Origin of the sequence: Streptomyces sp. AC550_RSS872 (assembly GCF_019049285.1) — a bacterium.
Lineage (GTDB): Bacteria > Actinomycetota > Actinomycetes > Streptomycetales > Streptomycetaceae > Streptomyces.
The window spans coordinates 58333-84553 of record NZ_JAGMUL010000006.1; the positions used below are offsets into that span (position 1 = coordinate 58333).

12 protein-coding genes are annotated in these 26221 nt (G+C 71.1%); 6 read left to right on the forward strand and 6 right to left on the reverse strand.

Annotated features, from left to right (window positions below; all coding sequences use genetic code 11):
* The 4 genes from KUM44_RS46680 to KUM44_RS02720 are packed head-to-tail and all read right to left on the reverse strand — an operon-like array spanning position 1 to position 12074.
* Positions 1 to 129, reverse strand: coding sequence for a hypothetical protein (locus KUM44_RS46680; protein WP_302185949.1), 129 nt, complete (start codon positions 127 to 129; stop codon positions 1 to 3).
* Positions 130 to 182: 53 nt separating this feature from the next.
* Positions 183 to 1022, reverse strand: a complete 840-nt coding sequence (locus KUM44_RS02710) for a hypothetical protein (RefSeq protein WP_217205965.1) — start codon at positions 1020 to 1022, stop codon at positions 183 to 185.
* A 52-nt stretch (positions 1023 to 1074) separates the two neighbouring features.
* Positions 1075 to 3759, reverse strand: coding sequence for a right-handed parallel beta-helix repeat-containing protein (locus tag KUM44_RS02715; protein ID WP_217205966.1), 2685 nt, complete (start codon positions 3757 to 3759; stop codon positions 1075 to 1077).
* Positions 3756 to 12074: a hypothetical protein gene (locus KUM44_RS02720; protein ID WP_217205967.1), complete on the reverse strand. Its 8319-nt coding sequence runs from the start codon at positions 12072 to 12074 to the stop codon at positions 3756 to 3758. Before KUM44_RS02720 ends, KUM44_RS02715 begins: the two co-directional genes overlap by 4 nt.
* Before the next feature lie 361 nt (positions 12075 to 12435).
* Between KUM44_RS02720 and KUM44_RS02725 the strand changes: the two genes are divergently transcribed.
* From KUM44_RS02725 to KUM44_RS02745, 5 genes are all read left to right on the forward strand, one after another.
* The gene (locus KUM44_RS02725; RefSeq protein WP_217205968.1) at positions 12436 to 14286 is read left to right on the forward strand and encodes a hypothetical protein; all 1851 of its coding nucleotides are present in this window, start codon (positions 12436 to 12438) and stop codon (positions 14284 to 14286) included.
* A gap of 173 nt (positions 14287 to 14459) precedes the next feature.
* A complete protein-coding gene (locus KUM44_RS02730) occupies positions 14460 to 14759 on the forward strand; it encodes a hypothetical protein (protein ID WP_217205969.1) in 300 nt (99 codons plus the stop codon).
* A 271-nt stretch (positions 14760 to 15030) separates the two neighbouring features.
* The gene (locus KUM44_RS02735; RefSeq protein ID WP_217205970.1) at positions 15031 to 15600 is read left to right on the forward strand and encodes a sigma-70 family RNA polymerase sigma factor; all 570 of its coding nucleotides are present in this window, start codon (positions 15031 to 15033) and stop codon (positions 15598 to 15600) included.
* The gene (locus KUM44_RS02740) at positions 15597 to 16868 is read left to right on the forward strand and encodes a hypothetical protein (RefSeq protein WP_217205971.1); all 1272 of its coding nucleotides are present in this window, start codon (positions 15597 to 15599) and stop codon (positions 16866 to 16868) included. The genes KUM44_RS02735 and KUM44_RS02740 overlap by 4 nt, the downstream gene beginning before the upstream one ends.
* Positions 16869 to 16964: 96 nt before the next feature.
* Positions 16965 to 21554, forward strand: coding sequence for an FtsK/SpoIIIE domain-containing protein (locus KUM44_RS02745; RefSeq protein WP_217205973.1), 4590 nt, complete (start codon positions 16965 to 16967; stop codon positions 21552 to 21554).
* Here KUM44_RS02745 and KUM44_RS02750 read toward each other — a convergent pair.
* Together KUM44_RS02750 and KUM44_RS02755 are read right to left on the reverse strand one after the other, a co-directional pair.
* Complete coding sequence (locus tag KUM44_RS02750) at positions 21520 to 23472, reverse strand: collagenase (protein ID WP_217205974.1); 1953 nt, start codon at positions 23470 to 23472, stop codon at positions 21520 to 21522. The two genes, KUM44_RS02745 and KUM44_RS02750, sit on opposite strands and share 35 nt — an antisense overlap.
* 136 nt (positions 23473 to 23608) lie before the next feature.
* The gene (locus tag KUM44_RS02755) at positions 23609 to 24568 is read right to left on the reverse strand and encodes a LysR family transcriptional regulator (protein ID WP_217205975.1); all 960 of its coding nucleotides are present in this window, start codon (positions 24566 to 24568) and stop codon (positions 23609 to 23611) included.
* Between the two features lie 136 nt (positions 24569 to 24704).
* On the opposite strand from KUM44_RS02755, the gene KUM44_RS02760 reads away from it, so the two are divergent.
* On the forward strand, positions 24705 to 26150 hold the full coding sequence (locus tag KUM44_RS02760; protein WP_217205976.1) for a glyceraldehyde-3-phosphate dehydrogenase: 1446 nt from the start codon (positions 24705 to 24707) through the stop codon (positions 26148 to 26150).
* Positions 26151 to 26221: the final 71 nt, after the last annotated feature.

The window sequence follows — 26221 nt, forward strand, 5'->3', positions numbered from 1 at the left end:
TCACCTCGCGGTGCCGATGACCTTGAAGCCGGCGGGCTCCTTGAGGGTGACGGAGACCTGACCGGTGGCCACCGAGGCGGCTTTCTCGGCGGGTTCGCCGTAGGTGAGGCTGATTTCGACACGCAACACCCACAAGGCGCCTCACTCGTGCAGCCGGTGCCCGTCCGCCGGTGGCTCCCGGCTCAGAAGTTGCCCTTGCGGTACTCGGTGGCCCCGGCGGTGGAGGTGGCGGTGACGTTGTAGCGGTCGCCGCCGGCGTCACGATTGCCCTGGTTGTGGTCGTACTGGAATCTGAAGATGTAGGTGCCGGGTTCGAGGGTGTTCCCCGGCTTCAGCGTCACCACGTAGTCCAGCTCGCCGCTGCTCGACGAGGAGGCCACCGACACCTTGTCCCCGATGTTGGACCAGGTGCCGGTGCTGGCGACGCCGCCCGTCTGCGCGATCTTGACGACCACCTTGAGGCTTTTGAGCGTCTTCGTGGTCTGCACGGTGACGCGGCTCTGGTCCCAGTAGGCATTGGAGTCGCCCTCCACGGTGGCGTCGGACCAGAGGTAGCTGGTCGGCGCCTGCTGCGAGGTGTCCGTGGACCGGGGCGCGGAGGTCCGTGCCGTCCCGGTCGTGCCGCCGTCGTCGGTCCCGCCCGAGCCGCCGGAGCCGGCGCCCCCTCCGCCTGGGGCGGGGAGATAGACCACCGCCGGGCCCTTGTCCCGGTCCTGCCGCTCAGGTGCGGCCGCGGACGCGGGCGCGCTCGGCGTGCCGCTGTCCCCAGGAGCCTTGTCCTTCACGGCGTCCTTCTTCTCGGCCGCCGTGGCCACCTTGTCCTCGCCGCCACCGCTGAAGTCGATCTGGGAGACGACCGCCGTGGCACCCGTGATCACCAGGACCACGGCGACGGAACCCCCGATGGCATTCCAGACCCTGCGGCCGGGCAGGAAGCCGCGCAGCGGGGTGCGCGCCTTGCGGGCGAACAGGTCGGCGAACTGGCCGTCCGAGCGGGTGGGTCGAACGGGGGTCTGCGGCATGAGACGGGTCCTTAAGGAGTGGGCTTCGGGAGGGGGGGCGGGCCGGGTCGCCCTACGGGACGTCTTCCGGCGTGAGTGTCATCAGGTCCGACTCCGAGATGTCGGACAGCTCGGCGACGCGATAGGCCTGACGCTCCGTCATCGCCTGGAACAGCTGGCGGGCGGCGCGGCCGTTGCCGAATCCGCGCTCCCTGGGCAGCGTGTCGAAGTGGGCGGTCAGGGCCTCGCGGGCGGTCGGCGTGAGCTCGTACTGGTGCTGGGCCGCCTGGTGGTCCACGATGCTGACCAGTTCGGCGGAGGCGTAGTCCTCGAAGAGCAGCGTGCGGTTGAAGCGGGAGGCCAGACCGGGGTTGGAGCGCACGAACGTCTCCATCTCCCGGGGGTATCCGGCGACGATCACCACCACGTCGTCGCGGTGGTCCTCCATCAACTTCAGCAGGGTGGCGATGGCCTCCTGGCCGAAGTCGTTGGTTCCGGCGTACTGGGTGAGGGTGTAGGCCTCGTCGATGAAGAGCACGCCGCCCCGGGCCTGTTCGAAGACACGGGTGGTCTTCGGGCCGGTGTGGCCGACGTACTCGCCGACCAGGGCGGAGCGGTCGGCCTCGACCAGGTGGCCACGGTCGAGGAGGCCGACGGCGGCGAGGATACGGCCGTAGAGGCGGGCAATGGTGGTCTTGCCGGTGCCGGGGTTGCCGGTGAAGACCAGGTGGCGGCTGAGCGGGGGTGCGGTCAGGCCCATGTCCTCGCGGCGGCGCACGGTCTGCATCAGTTTCACCAGCGAGGAGACGTCGTTCTTGACCCTGTCCAGACCGGCCAGCCCGTCGAGTTCGGCGAGCAGGTCCTCCAGGGTGTCCTCGGAGGGGGCTTCGGTCTCCCGCGCCTGGGTCGCCGCGGCCGCGTCGCCGCCCTCGGCGGACGCGAGCGCCTCGGCGCGGCCGGTGGGAAGGGCGGGGTGGGTCACGTTGCGTGAGACGCAGCCGTCGAACACCGGGCGGGCTCCCTTCTCCGCGGCGACGTCCTCCTCCGCGTCCCGCACCACACAGCCGCGCAGGACGGGCGCGCTCCCGGCGGCTATATGGACGGCCGGGAACGCCTCGCCGGCGTTGCCTGCGCCGGCGAAGACGCATTCCTCGAAGGTGCCGCGTGCCTTCTCCCCGACGAACAGGCTGTTCTTGCCGGTGCGGGACACGGTGACGGCCTTGAGGCGTGGTTCGGACGCAGGGCCCAGGACCAGTCCGGAGCCGGTCGCGTCGCGCACCGTGCAGTCCTCGATGCTGGGGGTCGCGCCCTCGCCGATCACGAGGCCCGCGGTGCCGGTGCCGGTGATCCGGCAGTCCCGCAGCACGGCCGAGGTGCCGGTCCCGCAGGTGATCCCGGCGCGTTCGGCTTCCGCGACGTCACACTCCTCCAGGACGACCGTGCCGGTGGACTCGGCGTTGATCCCCGTGCGACCGCGCACCACGGACAGCCCGCGGACCCGCGCGCCAGCCGCCGAGTCGATCTGAAGGCCCGACAGTCCGCAGTCGCTGATGCGCACACTCTCGACGGTGAGCTCGGCCCGGTCGGTGGCCCGGACGCCGTGTTCCGGGGTGGAGCCGATACGGCAGGAGGTCAGCGACAGGCGGGAGTCGTCGCAGGCGTGCACCGCGCTGAACCCGCAGTCCGTCACGTCGCTCGACGCCAGGGTCACCTGCGAACGGCCGCCTGCCAGCAGGCCGTTGGCCCGGCTGCCGTGCACCGAGGTGCCCTCCGCGGACAGCCGGGCGGTGCCCCGGGCCACCAGGCACGAGCCGTGCGGCCGGTCCACCCGGCAGTCGACCAGTACAACCGTGCTGTCGTCGTCGGCGCTCACGCCGGCCCCGGAGCCGCCCCGTATCCCGGTGGTCAGGAGCAGGACGTCCCCGCTGCCGGAGACGGCGACCCCGTCGGTGCCGGTACGCAGCACCTGGCAGTCGGCGAGGACCACACCACCCTCGGCGGCCTCGGGACGCCCCGGACTCCCCTCGGGACGGCGGGAACTTCCCAGCACCCGTATGCCTTCCGCACCGGTCTCCTCCAGCCGGCAGTCCAGCACGGCCACGGACGCGTCGTCCTCGATCAGCAGCCCGCTGCGGCCGGGGCCGGTGATCCGGCAGTCGCGGAGCACGGCCGCGGCCCGGCCGCGTACGCGGACCCCGGATCCGGTGACGTCCCGGACCGTCAGCCCGAGGAGGTCCGCCGTCGTGCCGGAGCCCAGGACGACTCCGGTGCCGTCGACGTCCTCGACCAGCGTGTCGATCAGTTCAGTCCCGCCCGTGGTGTTCGCGTGCACCCCGGCCAGGGCCGCACCGGAGATCCGGCAGTCGCGCAGCGACAGCGAGGCGTCGCCGCCGGCCTCGACCCGGCCGCCGGAGATCTCACAGCCGTCCAGCTCCAGGTTGCCGGCCGCCACCAGTACTGCGGGCAGGGCCGGGTCCTGTCCGGTCAGCGCGATTCCGTCGACGCGGACGTGCGGTGCGGTGATCTCCAGGACGGGTCGGCCGGGGTCCGCCGCCAGCAGCCGTACGGCGTGGTCCGGTCCTTCGTCCGGCAGCAGGCTCACCGCGCGGTCCAGGACCAGCACCTCGACGTAGTCGCCGGGGGCGATGCGGATCTCGTCTCCGTCGGCCGCGGCGCGTACGGCGGCGGTGATGCTGCGGTGGGCGCCGCGGCCCTTGGGGGCGACCCGGTGCACGGCGGGGATGGCGGTGGCGGTCACGGGAGCTCCAATCCCTCGAAGGGTGCGCTGGGTTCAGCGGCCGAGGCCTGCGGGGCCGGGGGCCGCGGGACCGGCGCAGGCGGTGGCGGTGGCGGCGCGGGGGTGGTGGCCGGCTTCGGGAACGCCCGTCCGGGAGACGGCAGGTGGCTCCCGTTCTGGCTGTCAGCCTGGGCGATCTGGAACGCGATGTACCGGGACAGCGCGGACTCGACCCAGTTCATGCCCAGTTCGCCGAGGCCGCCCTTGTGGAAGACCCGGGCGCCGGTGGCCAGATGCCAGGCGTTGCGCGCCAGACCGGTGCTCACCCCGCCGAACAGCGAGCCCGCGGCACCCCACATGCCGGCCCGCAGCGCGTCCAGGCCCTGGACCTGGTTGCCGTTGACCCCGAACACCGCCGCGCTGATGGCGTTGCTGACGAATCCGCTGAGCGCGCCGGTGGCGAGGCCCACGGTGTTGGCGTAGGTGGCGTTGCGCCAGCGGGTGGGCTTCTCGAAGGCGGCCCAGTCGGTGACCCAGTCGTCGGTGTTGTTGGCCAGCGACTGCTTGGGGTGGCCGCCCCAGTCGCGCGCACCCATGCTGGTCTTGAAGTACCCGAGCCCGGTGCGGTTGTACAAGGTGTTGAGCCCGCCGCTGAAGGTGCCGCCGACCGTGCCGGACAGCAGCGCCTTGAAGACGTCCTCCACCTTGAGATTGGCGTTGTTGGTGAGCTCGGTGATCAGCAGGTTCGCGGTGAAGTCGGTGACGAAGCCGGTGCTGAACGAGGTCAGGAAGCCGCGGAGCTCGCGCTGCCAGACGGGCATCTCGAGGGACTCGCCGTTCCTGACCCCCTGGAACAGACCGTGCCACGGGTCCTGGACCTCTCGCAGATAGCCCATGGCCTCGATCTCGGCGCCCCGGTAGTCGAACTCCCGGCCGATCAGCTGCCAGGCGCGGTCGCCGGGCAGGCCGACATCGCCGCCGACCCTGGGCAGGACCCCGCCGAGGTGGTGGGGGATGACGGCCGGGCCCGACATGCTGAGCCGGCCGAAGGGGTCGGTCCGGTAGACCCGGCCGTCGAAGACGCGCTGCTCGACCAGATGGCCGTTCTGGTACTCCCGCCACTGGCCCCACTGCTTGTCGACCTCGCGGTAGCGGACGGGATCGCCGTCCACCTTGACGCGCTCGCGGAAGACCTTGCCGACGTCGTACTCCTTCCAGGCCTCCCGGTCCACGCGGACCGTGCGGGGCGGCTCGAAGTGGCGCGCGGACTGGTCGAGCATGTCGCGCAGCGTCGTCGCACGGGTGAGTTCGCCCGCGGGCGCCGCGGACGGCCGCGGGGTCTCGATCTCGTACGCGTACTCGCGAACCCGTCCGCCGTCCCTGCTGCGGACCACCTGGTCGTCGATGAGGTCGCGCCAGCGGCCCTTCGCGACGTCGTCGTACACCCGGACGCCCCCGGAGTGGACCGTGCCGTCGGCGGCGATCTTCGTCCACTTGTACGTGCCGTCGGGCTGCCGCACCGCGTCGACCCAGGAGGCACCCACATCGGTGGCGTTGCGCTCCCGCACCACGTTGCCGAGCCCGTCGAGGTCGACGAAGGAATCGTCCCAGGTGCGTGAGTAGAGCGAGCCGCGGTTCTGCTTGCGGATGCCCTCGTCGAGCACGGTGGCCGGGTTGGCGGAGTCGTACGTCTTCCATGTCCAGCTGGTGCGGTAGGGGCTGCCGGACGACTCGACGAACACGTCGCCCACCAGGTCCCGCCGGCCGGTGACGTGCAGCAGCGAGTTCCTGTCGACCCAGACGCCCGTGCGGTCGTTGCGGGCGAGGTCCCGCAGGGTCGGTGCCTCGAAGAGGTACTCGCGTGTCCCGGCGCCCTCGCTGCGCAGCCGGACGCGCTCGACACCCGCCCTGTCGGTGAAGACGTCCCGCCACTGTCCGAGGCCGTCGGCGTGCCGCGTGCCGGTCTCGCCGGTCGTCGTGTTCCGCCAGTGCAGCTCGTACGGGGCGCCCTCGCGGTACTCGGGAAGCGGCGCCCAGCGCGTGGCGTCCTCGGCGCTGCGTCCGATCTCGATGACGCTGCCGTCGTCCAGCTTGCGGCTCTCCCGGACGACGCGGCCGAACTGGTCGACGTCGACCCAGTTGGAGGCCGACGGGTTGAGCCGGACACCGGTCACCGTGGTGCCGTCGGCGGCGGTCTGGGTCCAGTGGCTCACTCGGTTCAGGGAGTCGCCCGCGAACAGGTCACCGAAGAAGTTGTCGAACGGGTTGCGGCCCGCCGCGCCCTTCCACATGAAGGCGGGCGGACGCTGGTCGGCGAACCGCTTGACGAGCAGGCTGCCGCCGTCCGCCAGCGTCTCCAGGCTCTCGATCTGCGCGTTCATCGCGCCCTGACCGACATACGTGCCGGGGTCGATCCGTGTTCCGGCCGGGGCATGGCCGGGCAGCAGGGAGTGCTCCTGGTACATGCGGGAGCCGTGCAGTCCGCCGAACGGCCAGGTCTGGCCGCGCCGTTGGGCCACCGTCTCCAGTCCCGTGGCGGAGTCGAGGAAGGTGTCCTTGAAGGCGACGTGGTTCGCGCTCCAGTGCCGGGTGCCGGAGAGCGCCTCCACGCCGTTCTTGTCGAAGCGCTGCCAGGTCCAGTGGCCGTCGGCGCCCTTCTCGGCGCGCACGAGGCCGCCGTCGATGGCCTTGTGGTACGTGCGCACGTCGGAGGTGTTGAGCAGGCGCCAGGAACCGTCCGGGACGTCGTGGTACGTCCGCTGATCCGGGTCCCCGATGCGCTCGCCGGACCGGACCCGGGTGCCCGCGTCGTCGAACTCGGTCCAGCGGGCGTGGCCGAAGCGGTCCCGGGCGATGTGCAGGGTGTTGCCGTTCTTGAGGACCTCGCGCTCGAACAGGGTGACCTTGCCGGGCTCCTTGCCGGTCAGCTTGAACTGTCCGGTGGGGGACGACTCCAGCTTGGCGGTGTCGAAGCGGCCGGTGAAGGGGGTGTGGTCGCCGTTGACGCGGACGCCCTTGCCGGTCACGTGGTCGATGGTCCAGTACGAGCCGGTGGGCTTGCCGCCCTTGCCGCGGATGGCGACGGTCTCCTCCAGCAGCTTGCCGCCGCTCGCGTCGAAGACGGTCCGCTCCAGCGGTGCGGTGCCCGGGCCGGTGTGGATCAGGGCGATACGGCCGTCGTCGAGCCGCTCCGCGCGCAGGGCCAGCGACAGCCGGCCCGACGTGTCGAGGACCTGGGGCACTCCGTCCGGAGCGCCCGCCTCGAACCGGAACGCGCCCCGCTCTCCGGCGAGTTGGACGTCCCTCAGGGCGAGCGTGCCTTCGGGGCCGTAATGCCACTTCGTCGTGCCGGCGGCGTCGGTGAGGGTGAAGCCGCCGCGCAGTTCGGACGGCATGTTCGGGTCGAGACGCGTGAAGGTGAACGCGTCGTCGGCCACGTGCGTGCCCACGAGCTGGAAGGAGTCGGGGGCCCAACCGCCCTCGGCCGCGCGGCCGGTGAGCCCGAGCTTGCTCCCGTCGAGCTCGGCGGGGCCGCCCCTGACGAACACCTCTTGGTAGAGCAGCTCGCGATTCGGGCCGAAGCCCGTCGTCAGATCCGTCGGTGTGTGCGTGACGGTGAAGCGGCTGCCACCGCGCCCGCCGTGCGGGGTCGGCGTGACGGTGAAGTCGCCGAAGACGCGGCTGCTGCCGTCCCGGATGTCCTCCAGGCGCGTGGCCAGGGGAAGATTCTGGTACTTCTCCATGACGGTGGCGGCGCCCTGCCGGATCCCCTCGTGGGCCTGCGCGGTCATGTGGCGGAGCTGGTCCTGGAGGAGTTCGGGCCGCAGCCCGGGGAACTTGTTCAGGGAGTCGGTGGCGTCGCCCGCGAGCTGCTGCACCCGCAGGAGGTCCAGGTTCTGGATGGCGTGGGAGTCGGGTGCGACACGCAGGAACTCCATGGCCCCGGAGATGGACGACATGTCCGCCGCTGCCGCGTCCTCGGGCCGGGGCCGTATGCCCGAGGCCTCGTCGAGGGTGCGCTCGAAGAGTTCCGAGATGTCGGTGAGCCCGTCGTCCAGGAGATCTTCCTCGGGGATCGAGCTGAGCGGGAAGCGCTCGGACAGCGGGTCGACCAGCCGGGTCGGCTGTGCGTTGCGCGCGCCCTCGGTGAACCGCAGGAATCCGGAGCCGTCACGGGCCGGCAGGTCGCGGAAGACGAGGGCTCCGGTCCGGTCGAAGTGGAAGCGGCTGCCGGTGACGGTGTCGGTGAGGGTGAAGCCACCGGGCAGCCGCCCGGCGAGCGCGCCCTCGGGGGCGGTGGCCCGCAGCGACCTGACGGCACTGTCAGGGCCGATCAGATCGACCTGCGTGAACCCGTGCGCCTCGTTGTGGGTCGCCGAGACTCGCAGGCCGGAGGGGAGTCCCTCCCCGGTGAGCACGGCCTCGCGGCCCAGGAAGGAGCCGTCCTGGGCGAAGGTCCACGTCGTGTTCCCGGTCGGGTCGGTGATGGCGAACCCGTCACCCGGGAGCCGTTCCACCGTGAAGTCCGCGCCGCGGACCGTTCCGTCCGCCGCGGGGGCACGGTCGAGGAGTTCGAGGCGGAACGAGCCCGCTGCCGACTCGGTGGACGGTACGCGCACCACCCGTATCTCAAGATCGGCGAGGTCGTCCGCGCCGGTCAGGTGGATCCCGGGCGTCCGTTCCAGGAGCCCCGTCCAGTGGTCGTCCAGGACTCGCCGGACCGCCCGAAGGTCGATGTCGGGCAGGTCGTCCGGGCTCAGCCGGGTGAGCCACTGGTCGCCGTGCTCTCTCACGGCGTCGGACAGGCGCAGGGCGGCGGCTTCGTCCAGACCGGACAGGCTCGGAGCGGCACCGAGGGACAGATCGGTGCCGTCGGACAGCGGACGCGTGCCGCCCGAGGCCTCGTCCAGGGTGCGCTGGAAGATCCCGGCGAGGTCGTCCAGGCCCGAGGAGCCGGCCAGGTCGTCGAGCCGGACGGGCGGGACGTCGGGCGCGCCCTCCGTGAAGCGCAGGAATCCGGAGCCGTCACGGGCCGGCAGGTCGCGGAACGCGAGGTTGAGGTCGGCGTCGTAGTGGAAACGGCTGCCCGTGACGCTGTCGGTCAGGGTGAGGCCGCCCGGCAGACGGTCCTGAAGCGTCCGGTCGATCGCGGTGAGCGGGAACGAGTCGGTGACGCCGCGGGGACCGACCAGCCCCACGATCCTGGAGGTCAAGCCGTCCGTCGTGGTCGTGGCCGTGGACCTGAGCCACAGCCCGGACGGCAGCCCCAGACCGTTGTCGACGAGCGCCGTCTCACGGGCGAGGAACTCGCCCCCGGCGCTGAACTCCCAGCGGGTGGTACCGGCCGGGTCGGTGACGCGGAACGCCCCGCTGTCCAGGCGCTCCACCGTGAACCGCGGCCGCGGTCCCGCCCCGTGGGGCGCCGGGACGGACTGCGTGACATCCAGCCGGAACGTACCGGGCACGCCGTCGGCGGCGGTACCGGCGCCGATCCGGAACTCCAGCCCGGCCAGGTCGCCCACACCGGAAAGCGGCACGTCCTGGAAATCGGTCAGGCGTGTGACGGACAGGTCGGCGGGCAGCGCGGTGTCCGCCGCACGCGCGACAGCCAGCGCGTCGGTACCGGGCAGCTCGATCCGCGGCAGGCCGGTCGCGGCGCCGTCCAGGAGACTGTGCTCGGGGATGGAGTTCAGCGGGCCGACCACCCGGTCGCCGGTCGCCGGGCGAACGGGCGCGCCGTCGGGGCCGAACCTGGTGACGGTGCCGTCGGGCGCGGTGACGGTGAAGTGGCCGTCGACCATCTCCACCCTGACGTCCCGGACGATCCCGGCATCCGTTCTGAGCACGTAGGTGACCTGCTCCCCGGGCTCCATCGTGATCCACCGCCCGGTGGGCTGTGCCAGGTCGTCCAGCAGCCGGAGTTCGCCGGTGGGCAGGTGCGCCGCCGGACCGTCCAGGCGGGCCATCATCACCGTGATGTTCTGGCGGACGGTGTTGAGGTTCATGCCGAGCCGGTCGAAGTCGAGCCGTGCTTGATTGAACTTCAACTCGGCCGCGCTCAGGTCCAGTTCGGCCTCGGCGCGGTGCAGCGGCGGCACCTCGGGCAGGTCGGCGACCTGGGCGAGCTTCTGGCCGGCCGTGTCGAGGTCGACGGCGGCGTTCTGCGCCCTGACCCAGGCCTGGAAGCGTTCGGCGCCGGTCTTTCCGACGGCGCCGCCGGTGATGATCTCGCGCAGGGTGAGCGGCGGGAACCCGGTCTGCGCGGTGACCGTCTTGGTGGCGAGGTCGGTCTTCAGCGGCCCCAGCCCCAGCAGCTCCCGTGCGCGGCCCAGCTCGCCCGGCCTGTCCGGGAGCAGCCGGGCCACTTCGTCGAGCTTGAAGCCGAGGCTCGCCGGCGAGTCCGCTCCGGTGAACTTCCCTGCCAGCGGGCCGGTGCCCAGCTCGTCGGGGTCGAGGACGCGGATCGTCACCTCGTCCTTCAGCCCGACGTGGACGTTCACCGGATCGGTCTTGCCGATGCGCATGATCACCCCGTCCGGTGCGACGTCCACGAGGTCGATCTCACCGTCGAGGATCTTGCGCAGCTGGACGGTGGTCAGACCGCCGAACTTGCCGTCGATGCTGAAGGGCGCCAGCTCCGCCAGCTCGTCCAGTGGCTTCAGCAGGCCGGTTCCGGTGCGGTCCAGGCCCGCGAAGGCGTCCAGGTCCCGCAGCCGGGTGACCGCGCTCTGCGGCTGCTCCAGCAGGACGGACCTGGGGGCCGAGCCGGTCCCGGCCAGCTCGTCGAGGTCGTCCAGGGCGTCGAGGGTGTTGCGGAACTGCTTGGGCAGCAGTCCACCGGCGCCCAGGTCCGCCACATCGATACCGCCGCCCCGCAGAAGAGGGCCGAAGCGGGAGCCGAGGCCGTCCAGGCCCCTGAAGGCGCCCGGCTCCACGAGGTCGTCGACGGCGCCGGAGAACCGGCCCGAGGGAATCCCGGGAACGCGGGGCAGGGAGCTCGCGCTCGTCGAGCGCGCAACCGCGGTCGGTGTGGGCATGAACTCCGTCAGTTCGTCGAGCGCGTCGTCCCACGCCGACGTGCCGGGCACGACCAGCTTGCCGGGGTCCCCGAACGGCCTCGCGGAGTCGGGGGTGCGCAGGCCTCGGCCGGTCCTCGCGGCCAGGTCGCCGGCGACGGAGCCCGCGGCCTTTCCGAGGGCACCGCCGATCGAGGGCTTCACGCCCAGGCCGCGTTCGAGGATGCCCATGCGCCAGGCACCCCGGAAGCCGAACTTGGCGAGCTCGGCGTAGCGGATCGGCAGCAGCGCCGACAGCGCGAAGTCGAAGGCCCGGCCCATGTTGGTGATCGCGTAGACGCCCAGCCGTCGGCCCATGCCTCCGCCGACGAACGCGGTGGTCATGAAGAAGTCGCGGCGCAGCGCGAACCGCCCCCACCGCACCGCGCCCCTGGCGAGGCCGGCGCCCATCCGCAGCGCGCCCAAGAGGGTCCCGGGCGTGCGGGCGAGGAGGCCGGGTATCCGGGGCATGCCGGTGGCGAACATGTGCCCGACGGCCTTCGACAACCCCAGCAGCCCCTGGCCGGTCATGGCGGCCAGCGTCCGGGGCGACATCAGCAGCCTGCCACCCTGCATCATGAGCCGGCCTCCCGCGGAGAGAGCCCTGCCGCCGGCCCGCAAGCCGAGACTGGCGCCGGACTTGAACATGCGCATCAGTCCGGCGACCGTGGTGAGGCCTTTCGTCGACGGGAAGAGCATGCCGAGGAAGGCAAGGCCGAGGGCGAGGCCGTTGATCTTGCCCTGCCTGTAGTCCACCAGTGCCTTGAAGAAGAGGGTCGCGCTCAGGCCGAGCGCCAGCAGCCCCACCGGGCCGCCGATGATGACCGCCACGATCGAGACCACGATCGTGATGATCTCCAGCGCCTTCCAGATCCCCTCGGTCAACCTCTTCGCGAAACTCTTCTTCGGCGGGGTGATGGGTGAGGACATCATGGTGCACGCCGTATTCAGGGCGTCCTCCAGGATCTTGGCCTCGCCGGTGATGAAGTCGACCTCGGCCTCGATGTCGTGCTTCGCGGCGGTGAGCTCCGCGGGGGGCGGGGCGTCCTTCCCCACGAGGCCGGCCGGGGGGATCGCCACCGCGCCGCCTCGTTCCGCGGCGCGGTCGGCCCGGCCCTGGGCCTCTCGCAGGGCGTTCGCGTATCTGGCCACGGCCGAGGCCGCGAGGTCGAAGGAGTTGTGGACGTTCTCCATGAACTTCCTGAGCGACCCCTGCACGTAATTGTGCAGGGCGACCGCCGTATGCCCCTCGAAGCCGCCGTCCGACGCGTTGCGCAGCATGTTGTCGAGGCCGGCGTCGATATCACCTGCCAGGTCCCGAAGCAGGCTGAAATCCCGCGTGAAGCCGTCCAGGACACGAGGGTCCCCGGCGACAGGATTTCCTCCGTACCCCACTTGATTCCAGTCGCCAGGGCTGGCCACAAGATCCTCCAAGGTGTCCACGGCGCAAGGGGCGACCCCTTTGCATGCGGATGACCTCCTGGTGACGCATTCAAGGGGATCAGCAGTTCAATGAAGTGACGGAAACCACATACTTGCTGGTCAGTAAGGTTCCGGGCGAAATTCTTTTGAACCTTTCGGGTCCGTCTCTGCGTCTACAGGGCGGACACGATGGCACCACACACCGGAAGGGCGGAATTACATGGGCGATAACATGTTCGGCAGCGCGAAAATCCCTGTCCCCCCCGCCCGCCGTGTTTCGGTCGACTACGATCTGATGTACGCCCTCGCCCGCCAGATCTGGCATCTCCGGGATGAAATGGATGTCCCCGCGGCGCTGAAGCACAGTTTCGACGCCGGTGACATCGGGCCCCGCCCGGACACAGCCGAGGTACTGAAGAACTTCACCATCGCCTGGCAGAAGGCGTTCGGCGAGGGCTGGCAGGCCATGACGGACCTCGGCAACCTCCTCGACGAGCTCGGCAAGGCCTTCTACGACCACGACGCGGGGATGGCGGCCAACGCCGCGACGATGGCGGCGGCCTATGAGCGGAACAACGCCAAGGCGGAGAACGAGGCCTACAAGCAGCGGTGGGACGCCGCACACAAACGGGCCGATGCCGAGAACCTGGCGTGGCGGCACCAGCTCAAGCAGCGACCCCTGGAGCGGCAGCGGCAGGAGTTGGAGCGGAGGCGGGCGGCTCTGGAGAAGGAGCGGGACGCCCAGGCGACACGCCAGGAGGGCCTCAACAAGCGGCAGGAGGAGCTCCAGAAGCGGCAGGAGCCCTTGCGGCAGCGGCAGGAGGAACTCACCGAGCGGCAACAGGAGCTGTGGCGGCGACAGAAGGCCGAGCGTGCGGCACTGGAGGCTGACTTCACTGCGAAGCAGAACGCCCTGGACAAGGAATGGGACGCGCTCGCCAAGGAGCAGAACCCTTCCCGTGAACGGGTGGCGGAGCTTCAGCGCAAACAGCAGGACCTCTGGGACGAACAGAACGCCGCGCAGCAGGCCCTGGAAGGCAAGCAGGAGAAGGAGCAGAACGGGCTGAACCGGGATAAGGACGCCCTGAGCAGGGAATATGACGCCTTCAATCCCGCATGGGATCAGCTGGACAAAGAGCAGCAGGCTCTGTGGAAGGACCAGGCCGCGACCGAAGAGGCGCAGAAGCAGCTCGACAAGGACGAGGAACTGCGGCAGCAGCGGGCCAAGGACGTGTACGACGGCGTGGAGAAGAGATACGCCGAGCAGCGGGAAGAGCGGGAGAAACACCTCGGCTGGACGTTCACGGACGACGGATCCGACCCGCTGACCCCACCGCCCCCCGAGCCCACCACCTACGAGCAGGACGACGCCAACGGCCACACGAAGATCGAGTACAAGCGGAACGCCGACGGTGAGATCGAGGTCGACAAGCACGGCAACCCGGTCGAGACGACGACGACGATCACCAACAAGAACGGGCTGACGTACACCGAGACACACCGATCGCTCTCAGGCGAGGGCGACTCCGTGACGACCACCCAGCGCTCCGACGGCAGCGTCACCAAGGTCTACGAGGACGCGAACGACGAGTTCTACGGCAAGGGGTTCATGAAGCGGTACGTCCTCGACGGAGACGGCCACACCCTCCAGATCTGGACCAAGGCACCCGACGGCGACTGGACGCTACAGGTGGAGGCCAAACCGGATCCGGACTCGAAGGAGGACCCCCCGCCGATGGTGTACCTGGAGGAGCGGCCGCCCGCCTACCTGACCGTGGACAAACCGATGGTCGACGCGACCGGGAAACCGGCCGACGGCGCCTTCTCACCGGGGAATACGACCAACCTGCCCGACAACGCCACGCGTACCGACTACACGAACCCGGACGGCTCCGGCCTGCACGTCATCACCACGGACCAGATGCGCTACGTCGCCGACGACAACAACGAGATCCAGGAGATCTGGCAGAAGAACCGGTACGGCGACTGGTACCTGAAGGACTCCATCACCCAGCACGAGCGCTACGGCGACGAACCTCCTCTGGGAATGATCGGCGAGAACTGGCGCTGATCTCCCGGCCAGGGCCGGACAGCCTCCGGCCCACCCCCTGAGCTCCCTGCGGGCGCCCACCCCCCCCCGGCGCCCGCAGGGTCCCCAGGGCCCGCATCCGCGGGCCCGGAAGTTCCATCACCCACGTGCACATCCGGTCGCGACCGGGCGCACCGCAACAGAAAGAGGCCCCCATGGCCCAGACCCACGTCGACGACGAGCAGGTCAACTCGACAGCCGCGAAGCTCAACAACGCCGTCAACTCCACACTGGTCCCCCAGCTGTCGGAGCTCCAGCGGGAGGTCGAGACGCTGCTCGGCGACGGCCTGAAACTGGCGCAGACCAGCCCCAGGCTGAGCGAGTCCTACGCGAACTTCAACACGTCGGTGACCCAGGCGGTGAACAACATCACCGAGTTCGCCAAGCAGTTCCAGCAGATCGCCAAATCCGTGCAGGACCTGGACAGCCAGATCGCCAGCAGCATGCCCAAGTGATGCTCAACAAGTGAGATCGAACCAGGGCGAATGGGGCATAGCACCCATTCGCCCTGGTCGTATCCGTAGGTCAAACGTCACGTTCACCTAAAGGGGGTTGAAGCTCGCGCCAACACCCATAGACTCGCCGCACTAAAGGGAGTTCCCGCTTCCGCTTGTGGTGGCGGTGTCACCTGAACTCCCGTATTCACTCCGCTCAGCACTCGCCGCACCCGCGGCGCCCGAACGGACCGGCCCACGACACGGACGCCGGCCCTGGGGGAGGCACCACATGAGTACGTCCGCCACCTGTAACGACGCCGAGAACTCACACAGACGCGGCGGGAGCGCTCCCACATGCGACGCGTCCTTCCGTGAGCTCTACGAACGGCACCACGGGCCCCTGTTGCGCTACGTGTCCCGCCTGATGGGCGGCGACCGGCAGCGCGCCGAGGACTTCGTCCAGGAGACCCTGCTGCGCGCCTGGCTGAGCAGCGCGGACCAGCCGCCGGACTGGTCGCCCTGCCGGACCTGGCTGTTCCGCGTGGCGCACAACCTGGTGGTGGACTGGACGCGACGCGAGCAGACCCGCCCCGAGTACCACCAGGAGCTGCTGGAGACGCACGCCGAGCCCGTCGACCCGATCGGCCAGGTGGTGCACCGCCGCTTCCTCGTGCACGCCCTCTCCCGCCTGTCCCTGCCGCACCGCGAGGTGCTCTTCTACGTCTACGTGCTGGGCTGGACCGGCCCGGATGCCGCGGACGCCCTGTCCATCCCGCCGGGCACGGTCAAGTCCCGCACCCATCACGCGATACGGGAGCTGCGCCGCCGCCATCCCGAGGGTGCGCTGGTGGCCGCATGACCCGGATACCGGCCCAGGGCCACCTGATCTCGCTGGCCAAGCCCGACTCGTCCTTGGTGACGACGGTGATCGTCATCGTCGCCGTACTCCTGCTGCTGTTCCTGCTGCTGCGGCACGTGGTGCGCAAGCGGGGCGGCTGGCGGCGGTTCCGTCGCGGCGTCGCCCGCGAACTCGCCCTGACCAGGCGGGCGTTCGGTGAGCCGCTGCGCGCCTTCCGGCGACACCGCCGCGGGGTACGGGCGCTCTCCCGCCACCTGTGCGACCCCCGGTCCGGCCTGCTCGTACGCCGGCTGCTGGACGCGGCCGCAGCGGCGCTCGGCGATGTGCCCGGAGCCTTCGCCTACGGTCTGCGGACGGAGCCCGGCTGGGCCGCCGTCCAGATCGCGGCCCGCGGGCTGCCCGACCCGCCCGCCCCGTGGGAGGTCGCCGACGGGCTCGGCGGGCAGTCCTGGTGTCTGAGCCTGGACGACGAGGAGTCGTTGCCGGACGCCGCCCCCCGCGCCGGCGCCCGGGTGCGGCCGCTGACGGTCGCCGTCGGCATGGCGGACGACCTGTGCGTGCACCTCGACCTGGCCGCCGGGCCCCGGATGATCACCGTCGAGGGCGATGCCGCCACCCGGTTCCGCCTGCTCCAGGCACTGGCCGCGCAGCTGGACCGGCCGGGCAGCGGAGCCTCGGTCACCGTGGCGGACGGCGTCCACCCGCACTACCACGGGGAGCCGCTCGACTCCGTGCTGCGGCGGCTGGAGGACACGCCCTCCCCGACGACCATGGAGGAAGCCGTCGCCTCCACGATCACGGTCGTGGTCTGCGCCTCCCCCACCCGGGCACAGTCCCGGCGGCTGAGCGCGCTCGCCGCCGCCGGCACCGTCGTCTGCCTCGCCGACGGCCCGGCGGCCGGGCACAGCTGGGCGCTGCGCGTCAGCGGCCGCGGCCGGGTGACAGCCCCGGAACTCGACCTGTACGCGGACTCGGCCCCGCTGGTCAGGGCCGTCGCCGCGGCCGTCCGGGCGGACCGGCGGCGCGCACGCCGAGCACCGGCGCGGCAGTGGCCGATCGAGTCGGCCGTCGAGCCGCGTACGGAACCGGAGCAGCAGGCACCCGAGACGGCCGGGCTGCCCGCCAAGTCCGAACTGTCCGAGCTCGTCGAGGAATCCAGGTACCCGGCCACCGCTCCGGCCCGGACCGTCACCGGTTCCGACCTCCTGTCCGAACCGGCCACCTCCCGGCCCCTTTCCGCCGAGGCCTCGTCCACCGGCGGGGAGTGACCCGCCCGCCAGGCTCGGCCGTAGTCCGTAGTCCGTAGTCCGTAGTCCGGCACCGCTGCCCCTTGCTCGCCCGCGAACCACCCCTGAAGGGGAGACATGAAACTCCTCATCACCACCGTCGTCGACGGCGATCCCGCAAGCCGTCAGGACGTCGTGCTGAGCGCCGATGCCGCCACCCCGGTGCGCGACATCGCCGAGCACCTGGCCCGGCTGCGCGCCGACGACCCGGCATCGACGCCGGATCAGGCGCCCGTCTGCTACCTGGGCGACGACCCGCTGCCCCCCGGAGCTCCCTTGGCCGGAACGCCCGTGATGGATGGCACCATCATCGGCCTCGGCTCGCCCGTCCCCCGGTCGTGCGCGGAGTACGGACCCCAGCGCCTCGCCATGCCGCAACCTCAGCGGGTGGACCACTCGCCGGTGGTGGAACTCCAGGTCGTGGGCGGTCCGGACGCGGGACGGGTGTACGCGCTCGGCGTCGGCACCCACGGCATCGGCCCGCTGGAGGGCTCCGCCGTACCACTTCAGGGCCGTGGCCTTCCGTCCGAGGGCATACGGATCTCCGTACGCCCGGACGGATCCGCCATCGTCGAGCTGCCGCAGGACGCCGACGCGCGTCTGTCCGTCCCGGAGCCGCCGGAGCACCGGGGCAGGCCGGACGTCGACCTGCTTCCCCTCGCGGAGCAGGACGAGGAGGACGCGGAGGGCGAGTCGGAAGAGGAGGAGGTCACCGAGACCGCCGCCCTCCCCGACGGCTGGGAGCCCTGGCCGCTCGGCGGTGAACTCGCCCTCGGCGAGCACCTGCTGCGGCTGACCGAGCCGACGCAGCGGGACGCCGCGGTGGTGCCGTCCGAGGGCGGCGGAGGACTGGACTACAACCGGCCGCCGCGCATCCTGCCGCACCTAGAACCGGAGCGCTTCCGCCTCCCCGGACCGCCCGAGCCGCCCAGCCGCAGGCCCATCCCGTTCCTGGTGGCGTTCGCCCCCATGTTCATGGGCCTCGCCATGGTGCTCATCTGGCATTCGTACTACTACCTGCTCTTCATGTTCATGTCGCCGATGCTGATGGCGGCGAACCACGTCAGCGGGCGGCGCACGGCCCGCAAGGACTTCGAGGAGAAGTCCCGCACCTACCGGCTGCGCCGGGCCTCGCTGGAGGAGGACGTCCGGCAGAAGGTCGTCACCGAGCAGCGGCTGCGCACCGAGAGTGCGCCCGATCCGGCGATGGCCGGACTGTGCGGCGTCGGCCCCGGCCGCCGGCTGTGGGAGCGCCGGCGCGGCGACCCCGACCATCTGGCCCTGCGCATCGGTACCGCGAGCCAGCCGTCCCTGCTCGGCATCGACGACACGGCGCGCGAGGACAACCACACCTCCGTGCACTGGACCATCCCGGACGCGCCCGTCAGCGTCGACCTCGCACACTGCGGCGTGGTCGGGCTGGCCGGTGAGACCGGCCCGGTGCAGGCGCTGGCCCGCTGGATGACCGCGCAGGCCGCCGTCCTGCACACACCGCGCGACCTGCGGATCGTCGTCCTCACCGACAAGTCGTCCGAGGAGTCCTGGGACTGGGCCCGCTGGCTGCCGCACTCCCGGGACGGTCTGCCCGGATCCCGCGGCGGCGCCGTCGCCCTCATCGGCAACGACCCGGAGACGGTGGCCAACCGGATCGCCGAGCTGGTGTCCACCCTGCGCACCCGGCAGCGGGCGGCGGAGTCGACCATGAGCAAGGCGCTGCTCAGCGAACCGGACGTGCTGGTCGTGATGGACGGCGCCCGGCGTCTGCGTGACGTCCCCGGTGTCGTGTCCATCCTCAAGGAAGGCCCTTCCGTACGGATCTTCCCGCTCTGCCTGGACCACGAGGAGCGGCTCCTGCCCGAGGAGTGCACCGCGGTGGTCCGGTACGAGAACCACCGGCTCACCCTGCGCCGCACCGGCCTGCCCGCCGTCCCGGACATCCGCCCGGACCTCGTCGAACCGGCTTGGTGCGAGCGCCTGGCGCGGGGCATCGCCCCGATCCACGACGTCACCCCCGACGCCTCGGAGGGTCTGCCCGACCGGGTCGGCCTGCTCGATCTGCTGGGCCTGCCGGAACCGAGCGGTGAGGCCGTCGCGGCACACTGGGCCGGGCGCCCCGCGTCCACCGGGGTGCTGCTCGGCGCGGGCTACGACGGTCCGGCCGCCTTCGACCTGGTGAAGGACGGACCGCACGGCCTCGTCGCGGGCACCACGGGATCCGGCAAGTCGGAACTGCTCCAGACCCTCGTGGCCTCGCTCGCCGCCGTCAACCGGCCCGACGAGCTGACCTTCGTCCTGGTCGACTACAAGGGTGGCAGCGCCTTCAAGGACTGTGTGCGGCTGCCGCACACCCTCGGCATGGTGACCGACCTCGACAGCCACCTCGTCCAGCGGGCGCTGACCTCGCTGTCGGCCGAGCTGATGCGCCGCGAGCACATCCTGGCGGCCGTCGGGGCCAAGGACCTGCCCGAGTACCAGACCATGCGCCGCCGGGACCCCGAACTCCTGCCCGTACCCCGGCTCGTCATCGTCATCGACGAGTTCGCCACCCTCTACCGGGAGATCCCGGACTTCATCCCGGGCCTGGTGAGCATCGCCCAGCGCGGCCGGTCCCTGGGCATCCATCTGATCCTGGCCACCCAGCGTCCGGCCGGTGTGGTGAACGCCGACATCCGCGCCAACACCAACCTGCGGATCGCCCTGCGGGTGACCGACGCCGCCGAGAGCCAGGACGTCATCGACACCAAGGACGCCGTCAGCATCTCCCCGAGCACCCCCGGCCGGGCTCTGGCCCGCCTCGGGCACGGCACGGTCGTACCGTTCCAGACCGCGTACTCCGGGGCCGTCCGGCCGGGAGCGGAGCCGGCTCGGCAGCCGCAGCGGGCGACCGAGGCCGGGGCTCCCCGGATCTCGGGTACCGAACTGCCGTGGCAGCGCCTCGGCCGCGCCGTCGGAATGCCGAGCCTCGAAGCCGAGCCCACCGTCTCCGCCGTGGACGACGGCTCCCCCACCGACCTCAACGCGCTGGTCGACGCGTTGCGCGAGGCGGCGGAACTCACCGAGTGCGCCCCGCAGCCCAGCCCGTGGCTGCCCCCGCTCGGCCACTGCGTGCTGGTCGACGACCTGCCGCAGCCCGAGCCGACCGGCGACGCCCGTCTGGCTCCGGTGCCCTGGGCACTGTCGGACCTGCCCGGCGCCCAGGCGCAGGAGCCGGTGCTGCTGGACCTCGCCACCTTCGGCCACCTGTATGTCATCGGCATCCCGCGCTCCGGCCGGTCGCAGGTGCTGCGGACCATGGCCGGGGCGCTGGCCCGCGCCCACACCGCCGCGGACGTGCATCTGTACGGCATCGATTTCGCGGGCGGCGCGCTGTCGGCCCTGGGCGTGCTGCCGCACTGCGGCGCGGTCGTACCGCGCGGCGACACCGAGCGGCTGGAGCGACTGCTCACCCGACTCGACGCCGAACTGCACCGCCGCCAGGAGCTGCTGACCCAGCATCACGCGGCGAACCTCTCGGAACTCCGCGAGATCGTCCCCGCCTCTTCCCGCCCGGCGCACGTGCTGCTGTACATCGACGGCTGGGACGCGATGGTCGACCTCGTCGCCGAACACAACGGCGGTCGGCAGATGGACCAGTTGAACCGTCTGCTCAGGGAGGGCGCCGCCTCGGGTCTGCATGTCGTGGCCACGTCCGAGCGGGCCCTGCTGGCCGGGCGGGCCACCGCGCTCAACGACAACAAACTGCTGCTGCGGCTCAACGACCGCAGCGACTACCACGCCGTCGGGATGCGCTCCCGCGACCTGCCCGACGTGATCAGGCCCGGACAGGGCTGGACCTCAGACGGGACCGAGATCCAGGTGGCGTTGCTCGCACCCGGGGCGACCGGTCAGGAGCAGGCGGAGGCGCTGCGTGCCATCGGCACCGAGGCGACCCGCCGCGACGCCGGGCTGCCCGCCGCCCGCCGGCCCGTGCGGATCGGCACGCTGCCGGCGAAGGTGGCGTTCACGGAGGCGTACGAGAAGGTGGCCGAGGAGCTGCGCCGGCCCATGTGGGGCCTGCTGGGGCTGGGCGGCGACGACGTCGCACCGGTCGGGGTGGACTTCGCGGGCTCCTCGCCGACGTTCGTGGTCGCCGGGCCGCCCGGCTCCGGCCGCAGCACCGCGTTGGCTAGCCTGGCGGTCTCCCTGCTCGCCTCCGGCACCCGGCTCGTCGTCCTCACGCCACGGGAGTCGCCGCTGCGTGCGCTGAACGGTCATCCGGGCGTGCGCCTGCTCACCGCGCCGTCCCCCACCGCACAGGACTTCGCCGCCGCACTGGGCAGCGGCGGCGAGCCCCGCGTGGTGCTCGTCGACGACGCCGACCTGCTGATCATGCCGGCGATCGACCAGGACCTGCGCGCTCTGGTCGAGTCCGGCCGGGATCGCGGCATCGGCGTGGTCGCCGGTGTCACCGGGGAGACGATGGCGGGTGCCATGGGCTGGCTCAGTGCCCTCAAGCGGCACCGCCGGGGCATGCTCCTCGACCCCCAGAGCGTGATGGAGGGCGACATCCTGGGCGTGCGCCTGACCCAGGCTCAGCTGCGCACCCGCAGGCCGGGCCGGGGGCTGACAGTCGACCCGCGCTCCGGAGAGATGATCAACGTGCAGATCCCCGAGACGACACTCGACTGACGGCCGGCGCCGCCGCGCAGGCACCGGCGGCGCACTCCGTCAGCCACTGGTCGAAGTCGGCGTCGTAGCGGGTGCCGATGTCTGTGGCGTAGACCGCGTGGCCGCCCGCGTAGTCGCCGACGCGGAAGCGGGCGAGCATGCGGTCGATGTCGGCCGGGTGCTTCTCGACCATGTAGCGGACGGCGAGGTATCCCCACGGGTAGGTGCGGGTCACGTCGCTGTTGGCGTACGTGTTCTGGAAGAGGGTGCTCAGCTTGTACGTGTGCTTGCCCGCCTCCGTGACCGCCTGGTCGTTGGTGATACGGCGGTAGCCGTAGGAGACGTACTCGGCCACGCCCTCGATCCACCACACGTCCGGCACCGATGTCTGCTGGGCGAAGTCGCCCTTCATGTTGTGGACGGCGTCGAGGTAGTGCATGTACTCGTGGTTGAGGTTCCAGATCCTGGCGGCGTGCCCGGTGTCCTGGCTCTTCTGGTACATGACCGCGAAGGGCTTGTTGGCGGGGTCCGTCGGGTCGTCGATCACGGTCATGCCGCCGTTGTCCGTGCTGATGCCGAAGATCGCTCCGGCGTACGTCCGGTAGTCCTGGGCGCTGGCGAAGACGGCGAGGTCGAGGGTCGACAGGTACTGGCCCGGGATGGGTCCGTCGTCCTTGACGAGGTCGTGGGCGTACGCGTCCTGGCCCAGCAGGCTGGCGCACGCCGCGGCGAGGTCGGACGAGGTGAGCGACTGGGCCCGAAGGGTGCGGGTGGCGTCGCAGGCGTGGGTGATCGGCAGGGCCGCGCGCGTCAGCTGGCCCGTCAGGTCGCAGACGCCGTAGTAGGAGCAGTTGGCGCGGTCGTAGTACTCGGCCTGCGTCGCCACGGCCACCCACAGGCCGGCCGTGGGACCGGTGATGCGGGAGGCGTCCAGCAGGTTCTTGGTCAGGGGCCGGACGGTGGTCCGCAGGGCGGGGTGTTCGACGTAACGGGCCAGGTTCATCCCGGCGTTGGACGCCAGGTAGGCCCGGTCCGTGGCGAGGAGGTCCAGGTGGTCGAGCGCGAACCGGTGGAGGGTCCGGACGACGGACGGGTCGGCGGCGACGGCTCTGACGTAGGCCGCGTTCCAGTTGCCGCGCCACAGCGGGGTGTAGACGGCGTTGACGGCCGCCAGCATGCTGCGGATGGCGTCGTACGAGCTGTTGTATCCGGTCAGTATCCGCCGGTAGACCGTCAGATACCGGGCCTGCTGGTCGGCGCTGTCGGTGAGGACGACGACCTCGCTCAGCACGTCGCCGTTGGCCGCGGTGACGTCCCTGGAGCGCGGGCGGGCGAAGAAGGTGTCCAGGCCGCGTGTGGTGTTCCGGGACAGTGATGTGCCGTACGGGCCCACGTCGTCCGGGTGGTTGAACTGCACGTAGTAGCCGGCTCGCAGGAAGAGCACGAGCTGCCAGACACGGGACGAGTTGTCGCCGGTGTAGCGCTGTGCCGTGCGGGTGAACGCCTGGGCCACGGTGACCATTTGGGACTCACGGAAGACGGCGCGGGCGTCCGTGCCGGTGACCGCGAACAGGCTGTTGACGCAGTCCGTCGTCGAGGCCTTGACGAAGGCCACGAGTGCGGCGCCGGTTCTGCTGCCGAAGTCGGACGGACTGCACGGGGCCGCCTTCGGGGCGGCCCCCGCGTGCGGACGGGTGGGCGGGCGCGTCGGTGTCAGGGGCGGCAGGGTGGCCGGGGTGCGCGGCCGGTCCCGTACGACGGAGGGGGTGTCGGTGGTCGGGCCGGTCGGTGGTGGGGGCGTCTTGGCGGACGCCGTGGTGGTCGGGCCGGACTCGGCCGATGGTCTCGCGAGCGCGGGCGTCGACAGCAGTCCGGAGACGGTGACGCATACGGCGAGCGCGGCGGCCACGCGTCCGGGCAGCACGGAGCGGTAGCGCATCTGGTGTCCTCCACGGATGGATGCGCCTCGGTTGGGGTGCTGAGGCGTGTGAGGCACTGTCTCAACGCCCGGCTCCCCCAACAATGGCGTGTGACATAGCACATTGCGCCGCGGAGCCATAACGCCCGGGCGTCGCCTACGTCTTGGGCACGCTCCAGGTGCGTTCCGCCCAGTTCCTCAAGTGCGGGGATCGCGCGGCGAGTTGGCGGTAGGCGACGGTGGCGGAATGCAGCAGCGTCTCGGCCGTCTCCTCGGTCACCGTGTCGCGCCGCCAGGCCAGCACATAACGGCACCACAGCGGCGTACCGATCAGCGGTTTGACGACGACCTGCGGGATCGGCCGCGTCGTCGCCTGGACGACGGCCACACCGAGGCCGTCGGCGATCATCCCCTGCAACTCCAGCCGGTCGCCCAGGAACTCGTGCACCGCCGACGGCGTGAAGCCGGCCGCCGCACAGGCCGCGTAGAAGACGCCGGGCCATCCGGCCCCGTCGTCCGGCGTCAGGAACCAGGCCTCATCGGCCAGTTCGGCGAGGGGGACCTGAGCGCGGCGCGCGAGCGGGTGGCGGGACGACAGGGCGACGAAGTTCGGTTCGGTGACGATCCCCCGGTGGTCCACCGCGTCCGAGTGCTCCAGCTCCCGCCCCGGGTAGTCCGCGGCGATGGCCGCGTCCACCGTGCCCTCCTCCAGCAGTTCGACGATCCGTGAGGAGGCGTACACGCTGCTCACCGCGAGCGAGACCTCCGGAAGCCGGGCGCGGGCCCCCGACATCATGCCCACGAGCATCGGCGAGTTCGTCGCCGCCACCCGCAGGGTCCGACGCGCCGGCCTCGAGCCGGGAGCCTGGCGGCGTCCGATCGCGGCGGCACGGGCCAGGACGTCACGGGCCTGGGTGACGACCTCGACGCCGTACGGGGTGGGCCGCACCCCGGCCGGTCCGCGCTCGAAGAGCGGCTCGCCGAAGTGCCCTTCGATGCGCCGGAGTTGGGTGCTCACGGCGGGCTGCGTGTACCCGAGGTCCGCAGCGGCGCGCCCCACGCTCCCCGCGTCGGCGACGGCACACAGCACGCGCAGATGGCGCAGCTCCAGCTCCACCGTTCACTCCCCCAATCCACATTTAAAGCAAACACTCTCAATACCGGTCATCTCGCCCTACGTGTGACCCCCCTGTGAACACCCGTCGCACCGCATGGTTAGCATATGAGCGCCACCTAGCTCGAAAGATAGGCCCGTGACTGTCAACGACGACTCGTTCACCAACTGGAAGATCCGCGAGGAGATCGCGGAGTCGATGATCCCGCTCATCGGGAAGCTGCACCGGGAGCGGGACGTCACCGTCCTTCTCCACAGCCGCTCCCTGGTGAACAAGTCGGTGGTCAGCATCCTGAAGACGCACCGGTTCGCCCGGCAGATCGCGGGTGAGGAGCTCTCGGTCACCGAGACGCTGCCGTTCCTCCAGGCGCTCACCGCGCTGGACCTCGGCCCGTCGCAGATCGACATCGGCATGCTGGCCGCGACGTACAAGAGCGACGACCGCGGCCTTTCCGTCGAGGCGTTCACCGCCGAGGCCGTCGCCGGGGCCACCGGCGCCAACAAGATCGAGGGTGGCGAGGGACGTGACGTCGTCCTCTACGGCTTCGGCCGCATCGGCCGTCTCGTGGCCCGTCTGCTGATCGAGAAGTCCGGCTCCGGCAACGGCCTGCGGCTGCGCGCCATCGTCGTGCGCGGCGGCGGCGAGCAGGACATCGTCAAGCGCGCCTCGCTGCTGCGCCGCGACTCCATCCACGGCCAGTTCCAGGGCACGATCACGGTCGACGAGGCCAACAGCACGATCAACGCCAACGGCAACGCGATCAAGGTGATCTACGCGGGCGACCCGAGCGAGGTCGACTACACGGCGTACGGCATCAAGAACGCCATCCTGATCGACAACACCGGCAAGTGGCGCGACCGCGAGGGCCTGTCCACGCACCTGCGTCCCGGCATCGACAAGGTCGTCCTGACCGCGCCGGGCAAGGGCGACGTCCCCAACATCGTGCACGGCGTCAACCACGACACCCTCAAGCCGGACGAGCAGATCCTGTCCTGCGCGTCCTGCACCACCAACGCCATAGTCCCCCCGCTGAAGGCGATGGACGACGAGTACGGCGTCCTGCGCGGCCACGTGGAGACCGTCCACTCGTTCACCAACGACCAGAACCTGCTGGACAACTACCACAAGTCCGAGCGCCGCGGCCGTAGCGCGCCGCTGAACATGGTCATCACCGAGACCGGCGCCGCCTCGGCCGTCGCCAAGGCGCTCCCGGACCTCAAGGCGAGGATCACCGGCAGCTCCATCCGCGTCCCGGTCCCGGACGTCTCCATCGCGATCCTCAACCTCCAGCTGGCCCGCGAGACCAGCCGCGAGGAGGTCCTCGACCACCTGCGCGACGTGTCGCTGACCTCGCCGCTGCGCCGCCAGATCGACTTCATCACGGCGCCCGACGCGGTCTCGAGCGACTTCATCGGCTCGCGTCACGCCTCGATCGTCGACGCCGGCGCGCTGAAGGTGGAAGGCGACAACGCGATCCTCTACCTCTGGTACGACAACGAGTTCGGCTACTCCTGCCAGGTCATCCGCGTCGTCCAGCACGTCTCCGGGGTGGAGTACCCGACCTTCCCGGCGCCGGCGGTCTGATCCCGCCCGGCCAACGCCGACCCGTCTGCCGGCAATGCGGTGCCGACAGCCGGGTCGGCGTTCGGCTTTCC

Bases quoted from the DNA above. Each gene is read 5' to 3' on its own strand.
- KUM44_RS02745 (WP_217205973.1), top strand. From the start codon at position 16,965: ATGAAACTCCTCATCACCACCGTCGTCGACGGCGATCCCGCAAGCCGT.
- KUM44_RS02720 (WP_217205967.1), bottom strand. From the start codon at position 12,074: ATGCTGCGCAACGCGTCGGACGGCGGCTTCGAGGGGCATACGGCGGTC.
- KUM44_RS02750 (WP_217205974.1), bottom strand. From the start codon at position 23,472: ATGCGCTACCGCTCCGTGCTGCCCGGACGCGTGGCCGCCGCGCTCGCC.
- KUM44_RS02735 (WP_217205970.1), top strand. From the start codon at position 15,031: ATGAGTACGTCCGCCACCTGTAACGACGCCGAGAACTCACACAGACGC.
- KUM44_RS02725 (WP_217205968.1), top strand. From the start codon at position 12,436: ATGGGCGATAACATGTTCGGCAGCGCGAAAATCCCTGTCCCCCCCGCC.
- KUM44_RS02740 (WP_217205971.1), top strand. From the start codon at position 15,597: ATGACCCGGATACCGGCCCAGGGCCACCTGATCTCGCTGGCCAAGCCC.
- KUM44_RS02710 (WP_217205965.1), bottom strand. From the start codon at position 1,022: ATGCCGCAGACCCCCGTTCGACCCACCCGCTCGGACGGCCAGTTCGCC.
- KUM44_RS02730 (WP_217205969.1), top strand. From the start codon at position 14,460: ATGGCCCAGACCCACGTCGACGACGAGCAGGTCAACTCGACAGCCGCG.